General features: G+C 47.2%; 12 protein-coding genes and 1 riboswitch. All 12 genes read right to left on the reverse strand.

What is annotated here, in order from left to right; all coding sequences use genetic code 11:
• Positions 1 to 74: 74 nt before the first annotated feature.
• The gene (gene ribH / locus AC6EJC_RS02515) at positions 75 to 539 is read right to left on the reverse strand and encodes a 6,7-dimethyl-8-ribityllumazine synthase (protein WP_023989205.1); all 465 of its coding nucleotides are present in this window, start codon (positions 537 to 539) and stop codon (positions 75 to 77) included.
• Positions 540 to 616: 77 nt separating this feature from the next.
• Positions 617 to 1300, reverse strand: a complete 684-nt coding sequence (ribB, locus tag AC6EJC_RS02520; RefSeq protein WP_444952591.1) for a 3,4-dihydroxy-2-butanone-4-phosphate synthase — start codon at positions 1298 to 1300, stop codon at positions 617 to 619.
• Between the two features lie 58 nt (positions 1301 to 1358).
• The gene (ribE, locus tag AC6EJC_RS02525) at positions 1359 to 2024 is read right to left on the reverse strand and encodes a riboflavin synthase (RefSeq protein ID WP_444952592.1); all 666 of its coding nucleotides are present in this window, start codon (positions 2022 to 2024) and stop codon (positions 1359 to 1361) included.
• A 331-nt stretch (positions 2025 to 2355) separates the two neighbouring features.
• A riboswitch (FMN riboswitch) is annotated at positions 2356 to 2532 on the reverse strand.
• Between the two features lie 68 nt (positions 2533 to 2600).
• Positions 2601 to 3068 carry an IDEAL domain-containing protein gene (locus tag AC6EJC_RS02530; RefSeq protein ID WP_444952593.1) on the reverse strand — a complete coding sequence of 156 codons (468 nt, stop codon included), beginning with the start codon at positions 3066 to 3068 and terminating at the stop codon, positions 2601 to 2603.
• Positions 3069 to 3289: 221 nt separating this feature from the next.
• Positions 3290 to 5578, reverse strand: a complete 2289-nt coding sequence (locus AC6EJC_RS02535; RefSeq protein ID WP_444952594.1) for a thiamine pyrophosphate-dependent enzyme — start codon at positions 5576 to 5578, stop codon at positions 3290 to 3292.
• Positions 5578 to 6591: a 2-oxoacid:acceptor oxidoreductase family protein gene (locus AC6EJC_RS02540; RefSeq protein ID WP_444952595.1), complete on the reverse strand. Its 1014-nt coding sequence runs from the start codon at positions 6589 to 6591 to the stop codon at positions 5578 to 5580. The genes AC6EJC_RS02535 and AC6EJC_RS02540 overlap by 1 nt, the downstream gene beginning before the upstream one ends.
• A 249-nt stretch (positions 6592 to 6840) precedes the next feature.
• Positions 6841 to 7275 (reverse strand): peptidylprolyl isomerase, encoded by a 435-nt coding sequence (locus AC6EJC_RS02545; protein ID WP_013310775.1) that lies wholly within the window; start codon positions 7273 to 7275, stop codon positions 6841 to 6843.
• A 160-nt stretch (positions 7276 to 7435) separates the two neighbouring features.
• Complete coding sequence (lysA, locus tag AC6EJC_RS02550) at positions 7436 to 8803, reverse strand: diaminopimelate decarboxylase (RefSeq protein ID WP_444952596.1); 1368 nt, start codon at positions 8801 to 8803, stop codon at positions 7436 to 7438.
• A gap of 110 nt (positions 8804 to 8913) precedes the next feature.
• On the reverse strand, positions 8914 to 10608 hold the full coding sequence (locus AC6EJC_RS02555) for a spore germination protein (protein ID WP_444952597.1): 1695 nt from the start codon (positions 10606 to 10608) through the stop codon (positions 8914 to 8916).
• Between the two features lie 26 nt (positions 10609 to 10634).
• Complete coding sequence (locus tag AC6EJC_RS02560) at positions 10635 to 11057, reverse strand: stage V sporulation protein AB (RefSeq protein ID WP_444952598.1); 423 nt, start codon at positions 11055 to 11057, stop codon at positions 10635 to 10637.
• On the reverse strand, positions 11054 to 11707 hold the full coding sequence (locus AC6EJC_RS02565) for a stage V sporulation protein AA (protein ID WP_444952599.1): 654 nt from the start codon (positions 11705 to 11707) through the stop codon (positions 11054 to 11056). The genes AC6EJC_RS02560 and AC6EJC_RS02565 overlap by 4 nt, the downstream gene beginning before the upstream one ends.
• Positions 11708 to 11883: 176 nt before the next feature.
• Positions 11884 to 12639, reverse strand: a complete 756-nt coding sequence (sigF, locus tag AC6EJC_RS02570; RefSeq protein WP_444952600.1) for an RNA polymerase sporulation sigma factor SigF — start codon at positions 12637 to 12639, stop codon at positions 11884 to 11886.
• Between the last annotated feature and the right edge of the window lie 7 nt (positions 12640 to 12646).

Here is a 12646-nt window from a genome sequence, read left to right on the forward strand (position 1 = left end):
TCATCGCCTTGCTTAACAATCCAATCCCTTTTTCACTTTGCAGTTTATGCCGTTCTATTCAGCTATTTATATAATTAAAACTGCTTGCCGAGATTGGCCATTTCAATCGCAGCCAGCGCAGAATCCCAACCTTTATTACCAGCCTTCGTACCTGCTCGTTCAATAGCCTGCTCAATATTTTCTGTAGTCACTACACCAAAAATAACCGGTACGCCCGTTTTCAGACTGCTTGCCGCTACACCCTTGGCCACTTCATTGCAGACGATATCATAATGTGAAGTAGAACCACGGATGACCGTACCCAGCGTAATTACAGCATCATATTTGCCGCTTGCGGCCATTTTTTGTGCAATAAGTGAAATTTCAAATGCACCCGGCACCCATGCTACATCAATTTCATCTTCCTGTGCACCATGTCGTTGAAGTGCATCAATCGCGCCGCTTAACAACTTGCTCGTAATAAACTCATTAAATCTACCCACCACAATACCATATTTTAAACCGTTCGATACGAGATTACCTTCTAGAAAACGTGCCATGCTTAATCAACCTCTCTTTTTTAAAATTATTTAGAACTTTGGATAATGCTTCAGGTTTACTTGGAAACGAGATGTATTTACAATGACAAACGACGACGGTAGTCCATCAGATGCTGAATACTGATTAGCTTCAATTGATGTCGCTTGGCGATCACGGCCAAATCAGGCAGGCGGGCCATCGAGCCATCTTCCTTCATAATTTCGCAAATGACCCCGGCAGGCTTGAAGCCGCTGAGTCGGGCCAGATCGACAGCCGCTTCAGTGTGACCGGCACGCTGCAAGACACCACCATCGCGAGCAATCAGCGGGAACATGTGACCAGGCTTGCGGAAATCGCTTCCTGTGATTGCTTCGTCGGCCAAGGCACGTACGGTCAAGGAGCGCTCTGCCGCTGAAATCCCCGTTGTTGTCTCCATATGATCTACTGATACCGTAAAGGCGGTACCATGGAAATCCGTATTTTGCTCTACCATAGGATGCAATTCCAATGCCTCGGCTCTCTGCCGTGTGATCGGCACACAGACCAACCCGCGACCTTCTGTAATCATGAAATTAATAACCTCGGGCGACGCTTTTTCAGCCAAAGCGATAAAATCGCCTTCATTTTCCCGCTGTTCATCATCCACTACAATAACGACTTTACCGTTCTTTAAATCCTCCAACGCTTCTTCGATGGAATCCAAACGAATCTCTTCGTCATGTTCCACCTCGCCATGCTCCATGACGTTCGCCGTTGCACTTGTTTGGCTATCTCTATCCATAACCCTTTCCTCCTTATGGCTGTGCCACGAATGCTCCTAACCGGTTTACCTTTCTATATCAGGCAAAGCCGTGTTTCGCCAAATAGTCCAAACCAAGAGGAGCTTTTTCTACTCCCTCCGTCGCCGCTGAACCTCTGTAATTTAAAAGCTGTTCCACATATTTGCCCAAAATATCGCATTCAATATTGACGGTATCTCCCTCACGTTTGGCTTTTAAGGCTGTTTCGGATAAGGTATGGGGTATGATGGATACGGCAAAGGTATCTCCCGTACGCTGCGCGACTGTGAGGCTAATACCATCAATTGTGATTGACCCTTTGAGAAGAATATATTTGAATAATGTTTGATTTTTAGGCTCAACTTCGAACACAACCGCATTCTGTTCTGATGTCACCCCGCGAATCGTACCCGTCCCGTCCACATGTCCTTGTACGATATGTCCTCCGAACCTTCCGCTCGCCGCCATCGCCCGCTCCAGATTGACTCGGCTACCGGATCTCAGTTCCTTCAGATTGCTGCTGCGAAAGGTTTCCGGCATCACATCAACCTTAAAGTCTTTAGTACCAATCTGTATCGCCGTCAGGCAAACGCCATTCACTGAGACACTGTCTCCTATTTTCAAATCGCCCAACACCACGGAACCCGAAATCCCCAGCACCATCGCTTCACCGCTTTTGGAAATAGTTTGAATGCAACCCACTTCCTCGACCAATCCGGTAAACATGCCTTCACTCCTTTCCACTACATTTCAGTTTATCCCTAATTCATCAGCTATAAGCGCAAAAAACCCCCAGTTCGGATTCAATCCGTCATGGGGGTGATGAGAGTCACATTTGTAGTATACAAGCGCAGTTCATATGCATCTTAAGACGACATGAAATCATAGGTTTGCCAATAGAAAGCATGACTGAGGATACAACCAAATACGCTCAGAACACCCATCAAAAAGAAAGCTTAAGCAAGCTATCGCCCGATGCTGTCCTACAACGAAATAAGCCGTACGTACATTTACGTATGCTAAAAATCGGCACATGTCACGTCATGCACATGCGCTTCGTATCCTTCTCCCATCCAGACTATACTGTCGGTCCCGGAATTGCACCAGGTCCACCTTCTGCTGATCGTTCATCAGCATCCGGGTCACGGACTAAGCCATGCTGTTTCTCACAGAAGCGATCCACAAACATGTCATCACCGTCGGTGGGGAATTTCGCCCCGCCCCGAAGGATCTTGCTCTTATTCAATTGAATTAACATTAAACTTGTTACGTATATTAGCACCGACTTCTAAAAAAAGCAAGTTATCTAATAGACGCTTCTGCTTTTGTTTTGACATATTGGCTGGAGAGTTCTTCAAACCAGGTTTTATCATTCATATGAAGCGCCAAATCAATCAGATCGGCCAGTTCTTCGATTCCGAGCTGTGTAGCATGGTCGAAGGTAATGACCGCTGAAGCGACGGGTCCTCGACCACCTTCAGAGCATGCGTCATAATCCAGTCGTACATCAACATGCCCGTCAATAAACTCGCATTTCAGAAAATAAATAATTTCGCACATTAAAATGGGACGCACCTGTGTTTCTAACACGCAATCCATCACCTTGGCGGAATAATGCTGGTTCGTCAGCGTGAATTTGTGTTCTGTCGCCGCCAGCGATGCCCGTCCAAAATCATCCGTAAATTTTAGTTCCACTGGTGTGATGTTCATAACCTTGGGGATTTGCTTCTTTATAATTTCGATTATTTCAACTGTATTCAGCTTAATCATTACCTGCACCTCATTGCGTCTTAAAATTCAGAAGAAGACTTTTATTTTCATGCCTCCTATAGGCCTTCACTCCTATATCGGAAATCATTACCTGTTTTTTTATGCTTCAACCCATAAACGACAAAAAAGATTCTTTGCGCAATAAACGCAAAGAATCTTAATCGAACCACTACAGTAACAGCGGCTAACAATGTTAATCGATGATTATGCAAAAAACAGAATTATAGCTCTGAAATTTCATGTTTCTTTTTCAGGATAGTCCAACGACGCTCAATCTCCTGCTCAAAGGTAGCCAGCGTAGCTTCCTCCTTGAGAAGATGCTTCGTTTTACCCATTAATTTTAGCCATTCTGCGGCTGGAATCCGTTTTCCCTTGTCTTCCGGATTGTACGTAATCGTCGTACTACCTTGCTCAATTTCGTACAAAGGAAAGAAGCAAGACTCGACTGCGGCGCCCACGATGCTGGTGCCCAGTCTGTCTTCGGATTTCCAGTTCAGCGGGCAGGCGCACAGGATCTTACCATAGGCCGTACCCACGTTGCTCGCATACCATTGAGCCTTGGCCGCTTTACGCAGCATATCCTGCGGATGACTTTCAGCTGCTGTAAAGGCATACGGAATGTTACAGGCGGCCATGATTTGCACGGTATCCTTGTGGTGCCCTTGCTTCCCTTTTTGCATTTTCCCTACACCCGACGTACTGGTCATGTGACCGACCGGGGTGGAGTACGATTGCTGTGAGCCTGTATTCATGTATCCCTCGTTATCATATTCCAGCATGATCAGCTTATGATTACGCAGAGCCGCACCAATTGCGGAACCCATTCCAATATCCATTCCACCGTCACCACTGATCATGATAAAGGTCGGATCATCCGACATCTCTATTTCATTACGCCGCTTCATCTCCATGTAAGCTTCCAGCGCTCCCGAAAGTGTAGCGGCCCCGTTTTGAAAAAGATTGTGGATCATCGGTTGCTTGTGTGATGTATATGGATACCCTGTCGTCGTCACATATACGCAGCCTGTCTGGAACAGCACGACAATATCCCCTTCAATACCTTTGAAAAACAGTTCCAGCGCAGACAATGCCCCACATCCTGGGCAAGCCCCGTGACCTGGTGTAAGACGGCGTGGTTTGGTTGTCAACGACCGCAGAGGTGGTACCTTGACTTTGAGCTTCCCGGTCGCCTCGTCCGGCGTAACCTGAATCAGGCCCGTACGGTATGCATTACCACGTGGCGGCTGCATGACTTGCGGCATCACCTTGTCCGGTGAACCTGGATTAATTCCGTAGTAATCAAAGGGTTTCTCCGCTCGTCCGGCCTCTGCCGCCTCAATCGCAAGCTGGAAGAACGCCTCTGCATCTTCCGCATAAAAATCCTTACCGCCCAAGCCAAAGATACGGCTCAACACAAGCGTCTGGTTCAGCGGGTCCTCCTGCAAGGCCGCCTTGATTTCGTGCGTCAAATTACCGCCGTCTGCCCCATACGAATCTGCACGTTCACCCACCAGCAGCGCTTTGACATGGCGCAATGCCTCCCGTAGTTGTGCGGCTGGGAACGGCCGAATGATATTCGGACGAATCACACCGGCCTTAATGCCGCGCGCGCGGAGTTGATCGGCCACATCCTTGGCCGATTCAGCCGCCGAATTCAGCAGGAATACTGCAACCTCGGCGTCCTCCATATGATAAAGATCCAAAATCGGATATTCCCGACCGGATAAAGCGGCATATTCTGCTGCTACCTGCTCATATACTCCTTCTGACAGCTTCAGTGCTTCGGACAGCTGGGCGTGATTATTCGTAAGGTCATCGCCGTTCATATGCGCACCGACAGTGACAGGATGGTCAAAATCCGTAATATTCGGATAATTTAGGTTCGGGTTGGGACCTACAAAACCGCGCACGGTCTCTGCATCGGCAAAATATTGCACTTTACGTTTCTGATGAGACGTATAAAAACCGTCATATGCGACCATTACAGGCAACCGAACATCGCTATGCTCTGCGATTTTCAGTGCCATGATGTTCATATCATACACTGCCTGCGGTGTACTTGCCGTCAAAATGACCCAGCCCGTATTCAGACCATAGTATAAATCCGAATGATCCCCGCGAATATCTAGGGGGCCACTGACGGCTCGTGTCACCAGATTCATAACCATAGGAAAACGGGTACCCGACTGAACAGGCAACTGCTCCAGCATGTACAGGAAACCTTGCGAACTGGTGGCGTTCACAACCCGTGCCCCCGCCGCAGCAGCTCCATAACAAATTCCTGCCGATCCGTGTTCTCCATCCGCTGCGACCAGCTTGATATCATGCTGACCCCTCGTTCTCATCTGATCCAGATACTGTGCCACCTCGGTCGATGGAGTAATCGGGAAATATCCCATCATATGATAATTGATCTGCGCGGCCGCCGTAGCCGCCATTTCATTACCGGATTCGAACGTTGTCACTTGTGCGGCGCCTGTCTGTTTGAGTTCCTCCTCCAGTTTTGCCATTACGCACGCCCTCCTTCATATACCGGAAATTGGTGGGTAACCCGATGCTGTTCCGCCCATCCCCATTGCTCGCGGCGCGAGCTTAATGCCCCCGATGGGCAAATATCTACACATTTCAGACATCCTTTGCAATACTGGTAATCAATCCCTTGCAAAAATGGCATCATTCTTCCGCGTTTGTCTGCTTGCTCTTCCCATACAAAACAGTAATCGGGGCAAATCGAATCACACTTGGCACAATGGGTACATTTATCAGCTTCATATTCAGGCACATAACCCTGACGTGAACCACTAAGATCTCTTGTCATGCTGTTCCCCTGCGTAGCAATAACGCCACCCAATAGTTGCGTTTCGTAGCCAAGCAAAGGCTGCGGACGTTCAAAAACCCGATCTTGCACGTCATCAGTAACCGGATATACGTGCAGTTCCATTTCCTCAAAACCACGGTTAAATGTGCGCAGATTAGGCTCCACTAACTGTGGATTTTTCTTTTCAAAGGTACTGCGTATAACCGATCTCATCGCTTCCGGATCCAAGAAATCACAGACGCGGAACAAGGCCCCAAGCATGGACGTATTTAGTTTGGTTCGCTCCTCGAGTGCGATGCCCATCGCATCCACCACTGCTAATGTACCGGATACCAGTCCTAAATCAGCCCGTATTTCTTCTGCCGGACGTGTAGAATTGACCACAACGATCCCATCCGCTGGTAGTCCGCTGATCACATTTACCGTTTTGTATAACGTTTCATGGAAAATGCCTACCACATGCGGTTGCTCGATCGGACTGTGATCCCGAATATCGACCTCTGGCTCACAGAAGCGGACAAAGCTTTTAACCGGAGTTCCCTTTTTTTCCGAACCGTAGGACGAAAAATTTGAAGCATTCAGCCCCAGACCAAGCACCCCGGTTTCAGCCAGCATTTTACCAGCCAGATTAGCGCCGAGTCCACCAATGGATTCCAGCCGGATTTCAAAAAATCCGAGTCGATTTGTGCGCGTTAAAATAGACAATGTGATAAGCCCCCTTCTTTTGCAAACCTTACTAAGCTTGAATACTCATAAAAAAAAAATGGAAACTGCATTCTAATGAAAAGGCTATCACAACGCTTACTTTTCGAATGTGATCTTACTCACTGAAACACCTGCGTGATTGCAAAAAACAGCAAACCGTCAAATAAAAGACAACAAAAGCCGCCCTGTCCAAAGACAGAACGGCTTAGGTGTAACGCTATTCAAAAGGATCATGCATGTAACGGTAAATTACACGTCAAATACTTTAACCTCTTTCATCTTGTCGCCTTGTTTTACAGCATCAATGAATTCCATACCTTTGGTTACTTTACCAAATACAGTATGTACTCCATCTAAATGCGGCTGTGGAGCGTAGCAGATAAAGAATTGGCTGCCACCTGTGTTGCGACCTGCATGAGCCATGGACAGAACGCCTTTGGCATGCTTCGTTGTATTCGTAGCTGTTTCACAGTCAATCGTGTAGCCAGGACCGCCTGTCCCGTTACCGATAGGACAACCACCTTGAGCAACAAAGCCCGGAATGACACGGTGGAAGCTCAAACCGTTGTAATAACCACTGTTTGCCAGCTTTTCAAAGTTAGCAACGGTGTTTGGAGCTTCTTCTGGGAAAAAGTCAATTTCGACGATACCGCCGTTTTCAAGATCTATTCTACCTTTTTTCATTGTTTGTATCTCCTTTTCAACCTGTTTTGAAAACTAAATAACATCAAGTTCCAGTTTACTATGAATTGCCGCGCTTAGCAAAGCCTTGTCCAAAAAAAGGCCATTGTCCCCGGTGTATTATTACCGGTTCAATGGCCTGCTTGAACTTACGAATCCAAAATCAGGACGAAACCGTAATCTTGGCGTTAGGTTGAATCGCTGGACTGGCTTGGTCACGAACCAAGCGCTGTGGCACAACATCGTTGCGTACGATATCCTCGTAGGTTTCCCGACGCACCACCAGCTCGGCCTCACCGTTGTTGACAAATACAACTGCCGGTCGGCGTATCCGGTTATAATTACTCGCCATGGAGTAATTGTAGGCTCCGGTTGAGGCAACAGCGAGCAAGTCCCCGCTATTCGGACGAGGCAGCTCCACATCCCAAATCAGCATATCGCCGCTTTCACAGCATTTGCCCGCAATGGACACCGTCTCTTCGTTCGCATCCTGCGCTCGATTAGCCAACATCGCTTCATACTTGGCCTGATACAGTGCAGGACGTGGATTATCTGTCATCCCGCCGTCTACCGAGACATATTTACGTACCTGCGGAATATCTTTGATGCTTCCTACCGTGTATAAAGTCGTGCCTGAATCACCCACAATACTGCGTCCCGGCTCAATCCAAATTTCTGGAAGTTCATCGTAAAGTCCTGAAAAATGAGTTTTTACCGCTTCGCCGATAGCCTGTACATAGGTGGATACTTTCAGCGGTGTGTCCTCCTCTGTGTAGCGTATGCCAAATCCCCCACCCAGATTAATCACCTTGAAAGAAAACTGAAGCTGTTCCTTAATCTCTCTGGAAAAAGCTGCAACCCGCTCGGCAGCCATTTGGAAGCCATTCACTTCGAATATTTGCGAACCGATATGAGAATGTACCCCCAGCAGGTTAAGATGGTCCAGCTTGATAGCCTTTTCCACCGCTTGACGTGCTGTACCGTTCGCAATGTCAAAACCAAATTTTGAATCTTCTTGACCTGTGGCCATATATTCATGCGTATGCGCCTCAACCCCCGGCGTAACCCGCAGTAAAATATTCACCTGCTGTTCTTTCTCAGAGGCAAGGGCCTGCAACAAATGCAATTCCATCTCGCTATCGACGACAAAGCAGCCAATTTGCGCATCTAACGCCATTTCAATTTCTTCCGGTGTTTTGTTATTGCCGTGAAAATGGATTCGCTCTGCCGGGAACCCTGCTTGTAGCGCAGTGAACAGCTCTCCACTGGAAACAACGTCGAGCGACATCCCTTCTTCAGCGGCTAAAGCGCACATCGCCATGACACAAAACGCTTTGCTTGCATAAGCAACTTGAAACTTCAAACCGGTTTCATGAAAAGCTTCTATAAATTCCCGGCAGCGCCGGCGGACTAACTGTTCGTCTACAATATATAGCGGTGTGCCAAAACGCTCCTTCAAAAGCGTTGTATCACATCCGCCAATCTCCAAATGTCCAGTGCTGTTAATTTTACTACTTCCATGCAAATACATGTTCTGGCGCCTCTCTTTCTGGAACAAGCTAGTCATATTCCATCGAATGTTTACACCAGTATAGCAAAAATGACATCAAGAACAATGGATTTTTATGCAAATCATTTATATTAATGCTCCTGTCCATTGCCTGAGTTCGAATCTGTGTTGGCATCCGTATGGGGCATACGCGTATTGTCCCTCGTTTTGTTAGATGACGGGCGGTTAGGCGCATCTAGTACAGGCATACGGAACAAGATGGAGGCTAACGCTTTGGCATTAAAAGGAATGAACGGCCACAAATACGAAGAATTGTATGACCGATGCAGCGTCAACATCAAAATGATCAGTGTCGTACCCACGACAAAGCCCGGTACGTGGAAAATAGCTACAGCAATCAGTAGGAATAGTCGGATCAGTCTATTCGCCAGCCCCAGCTCGTAGCTCGGTGTTGCGAACATTCCTATCGCAGCGACAGCCATGTACAGCACGACCTCGTTCACGAAAAGTCCCGTCTGAACCGCAATATCGCCGACCATAATGGCTGCGATCAAGCCCATAGCGGAAGCCAGTGGTGTCGGTGTATGCACAGCCGCCATTCGCATGAGATCGACCCCTAGTTCCACAATGATAAACTGGGCGATCAGCGGAAGATGTGCTTCCTTTTGAGGACCGATAAAATCGAGAAAAGCCGGTTTTAATTCGGGATTGATGACCATTAGCAGCCACATCGGAAGCAGAAACATCGAGGCGAATATGCCTAAAAAGCGTACCCAGCGCAAATAACTTCCCATAAAAGCGGTTTGCCGATTCTCTTCTGCATGTTGACACAAGTCAAAAAAAGTAGTGGGCAAGATCATCACGCTGGGTGAGGTATCGACGAAAATAACGAGCCTTCCTTCCATAATATGCGAAGCTACGACATCTGGTCGCTCCGAATATCGTACTAATGGATATGGATTCCAACCTTTATTGATAATCGTCTCCTCTAATTGCTTATCGGCCAGTGGAATACCATCCAGATTAACATTTTTAATTTTGTCTCGTACGGTATCCACCATCACCTTATCCACAATATCATCAATGTAGGCCAAACATACGTCTGTTCGGGTTCGGCGTCCGACCTGCATAGCCTCAAATTTAAGTCCGGGGTCACGCAAACGTCGGCGCACCAGACCTACATTCGTAAGCATCGTTTCGGTAAATCCGTCACGGGCACCGCGCACCACCCGCTCCAGGGAAGGTTCCTCCGGACTACGCACCGGGTAATTACGGGTATCCAGAATAACGGAAAAACGTTCGCCTTCCATGAAAAAGGCACTCATCCCCGTCAGCACCTTGTTAATGACAACGGACATCTTTTCCGTCTTCTCCACCTGAATATGTGGAATAAAATTTTCGAAATACGCTTGTAGTCCATCCGAAGATAGATCATCTGCTGTCAAATAGGTAAGCCGTTTTAGAACCTCAACCATGATCTGATCCTTCGCAAAGGTATTTAGGAACAGATATCCGATATGACGCCCACCCATTGTCATTTCCCTGAATACGACATCAAAGGTCTCTCCCAAACCTAATACCGTTTCAAGTGTATTCTTATTATCCTTCATCCTCGGGGATATATCATCTTCGGCCTGCCAATAGCGAACGGACTCTTCTACGTTATCAGACCGCTCACTCTCTTTTTTGTGCTTAAAGCGTTCAGATTCCTGCGCCTGCTTTTTCTTCCATGGACTCAACTCTTCCTCGCCAGTATGATTTTCCTTTCCAATTGCCCCGTCTTCTTGATGCTGCTCCTGATGTTCTTGATCCGCTCTGTGATCCATATCTCTTGCCCCCTTTACATTCGTTGTTAACGGTTGTATACAAACCAGTCAAATAAGGACCCCGTCACCTTGCCAAGCACCATTGCCATTAACAGGCCGAACATATACACAGTCATATGGAGTCGTTTGGCGAGTATGGGCAGGAGATTCAATACCTCCGTTAAAGCTGCGGCGAGTAAACCAATAAACACTCCGCAAAACAACCCAGGTATCCATGTAAGTATGCTCGGTAGTGGCAAGCAAATGTTCCAAAAATCGACCACGGTTCCCACCACTGAACCTAAAATCATCGCCTTTTCGTATGCACGTGATTTTTTATACGTACGGGTGAGTTGTGCTAATCGCGGCATGATATCCAGCACAATAAAAAAAGCAATTACGCCGCTACCTACCGCCAGGCCCCCAGCGATGCCCAAAATAATTTGAAGTGTAGCCTGTACAAATATCATGGTTTCTTATCCTTTGTCTGCAGACGGGCCATCTTTTCATACTCCTCTGCCACAACATACTGATCCACATTTTCCTGATACAGATACATTTCCACCTCCAGCGGCGTCGGCTCCTCGTTCCATTTTTTCTTGAACAAGTGGTTAAAAAATACGATCATGCCAAAGCCGATGCCGATCGAGTAAGCAATTTGGAACAGATACGGATGCTCATCCTTATGTCCCGTAATCATCTCCACAATCCGAACTTGTACCTCCATCATGCTAACGTCGGCATGAAAATTCATAATCGTCAGCGCAGAGCCAAAAAACAGAAGTACCCATACCAAAACAAACAGTATTTTGGACGGCTTACGGGGTTTCTCCACGAGTTCCACAAGTACATGCGGCTTCCCGAGAGATTCAACTACGACCCCCGGAATATGATCTCTGATTTTTGCTATGATCTGCAGCATGTCTATCAGTATTAGATTACCGTCCTGCTGCTGCGGCCGCTTGAGAACAAGCTCAAGCAGATCCTTTTCCCATTCGGGATTAGTCAGCAGATGGGCTACATCACCCAAATGTAAATCCTGCCCTTGTATCATTCGCACACGGCTGCGGAGCCGCAAGTAGACAATAGGAGCTACTGTAGGAGCCGGACTATGAGTCATCCGATCCCCTCCTTATCCTCGTAATTACCGATTAGTATGGAACGAAGCAAGGAAACCTATTCTGTGCATTGTCTTTTATTCCACGCAAAAAAGAGTACCCCTGACCATTAAAATGGCTTTGGAATACCCTTTAGAATTACGTAAGCATAAGGATTTCACTAAGATCCTGACTGCTATTATTGGGCAATCTGATCGCGGATCAGTTGTAAAATCTTTTTTTCCAACCGTGACACCTGCACCTGAGAAATACCGAGCCGACTTGCAACCTCCGATTGAGTCTGATCCCGGTAATAACGCAGGTACACAATCAGCCGCTCTCGCTCAGATAGTCCGCCAATGGCCTCATTAAGTGCCAGCTTGTCGAACCATCTTTCCTGTGTTTCATCAGCAATCTGATCCATAAGTGTAATGGGATCACCGTCATTTTCGAACACCGTTTCGTGAATTGAGGTAGGCGGCTTATTCGCCTCCTGCGCAAAAACAACATCCTCCGGTGTCACTCCCAGTTCATCAGCAACTTCCTTGACTGTAGGCAGGCGGTTGAGCCGTTTGGATAGCTCGTCCTTCATTTTGCGGACCTTATTGGCCGTTTCCTTCAAGGAACGACTAACCTTAAGTGTACCGTCATCACGCAGGAACCGTTGAATCTCACCGATAATCATCGGTACTGCATATGTTGAAAATTTGACTTCGTAGCTGAGATCGAATTTATCCACCGATTTTAACAAGCCGATGCAACCAATTTGAAAAAGATCGTCAGGTTCATATCCCCGGTTCATAAAGCGCTGCACGACAGACCAGACGAGCCGGATATTACTATTGACCAGTGTCTCACGAGCATCATTATCACCGGATTGACTCAGTGCAATAAGCCGCTTGACTTCTGTATCCTCCAAATAGCTGTGCGAAGTTTTTTTTCCTCCTGCTTCCATAGGATCA

The organism is Paenibacillus sp. TY11 (assembly GCF_059772165.1).

Excerpts from the sequence above, each read along its gene's own strand:
- ribH (WP_023989205.1), bottom strand. The coding sequence starts at position 539 with ATGGCACGTTTTCTAGAAGGTAATCTCGTATCGAACGGTTTAAAATAT.
- ribB (WP_444952591.1), bottom strand. The coding sequence starts at position 1,300 with ATGGATAGAGATAGCCAAACAAGTGCAACGGCGAACGTCATGGAGCAT.
- ribE (WP_444952592.1), bottom strand. The coding sequence starts at position 2,024 with ATGTTTACCGGATTGGTCGAGGAAGTGGGTTGCATTCAAACTATTTCC.
- AC6EJC_RS02530 (WP_444952593.1), bottom strand. The coding sequence starts at position 3,068 with ATGATTAAGCTGAATACAGTTGAAATAATCGAAATTATAAAGAAGCAA.
- AC6EJC_RS02535 (WP_444952594.1), bottom strand. The coding sequence starts at position 5,578 with ATGGCAAAACTGGAGGAGGAACTCAAACAGACAGGCGCCGCACAAGTG.
- AC6EJC_RS02545 (WP_013310775.1), bottom strand. The coding sequence starts at position 7,275 with ATGAAAAAAGGTAGAATAGATCTTGAAAACGGCGGTATCGTCGAAATT.
- lysA (WP_444952596.1), bottom strand. The coding sequence starts at position 8,803 with ATGTATTTGCATGGAAGTAGTAAAATTAACAGCACTGGACATTTGGAG.
- AC6EJC_RS02555 (WP_444952597.1), bottom strand. The coding sequence starts at position 10,608 with ATGGATCACAGAGCGGATCAAGAACATCAGGAGCAGCATCAAGAAGAC.
- AC6EJC_RS02560 (WP_444952598.1), bottom strand. The coding sequence starts at position 11,057 with ATGATATTTGTACAGGCTACACTTCAAATTATTTTGGGCATCGCTGGG.
- AC6EJC_RS02565 (WP_444952599.1), bottom strand. The coding sequence starts at position 11,707 with ATGACTCATAGTCCGGCTCCTACAGTAGCTCCTATTGTCTACTTGCGG.
- sigF (WP_444952600.1), bottom strand. The coding sequence starts at position 12,639 with ATGGAAGCAGGAGGAAAAAAAACTTCGCACAGCTATTTGGAGGATACA.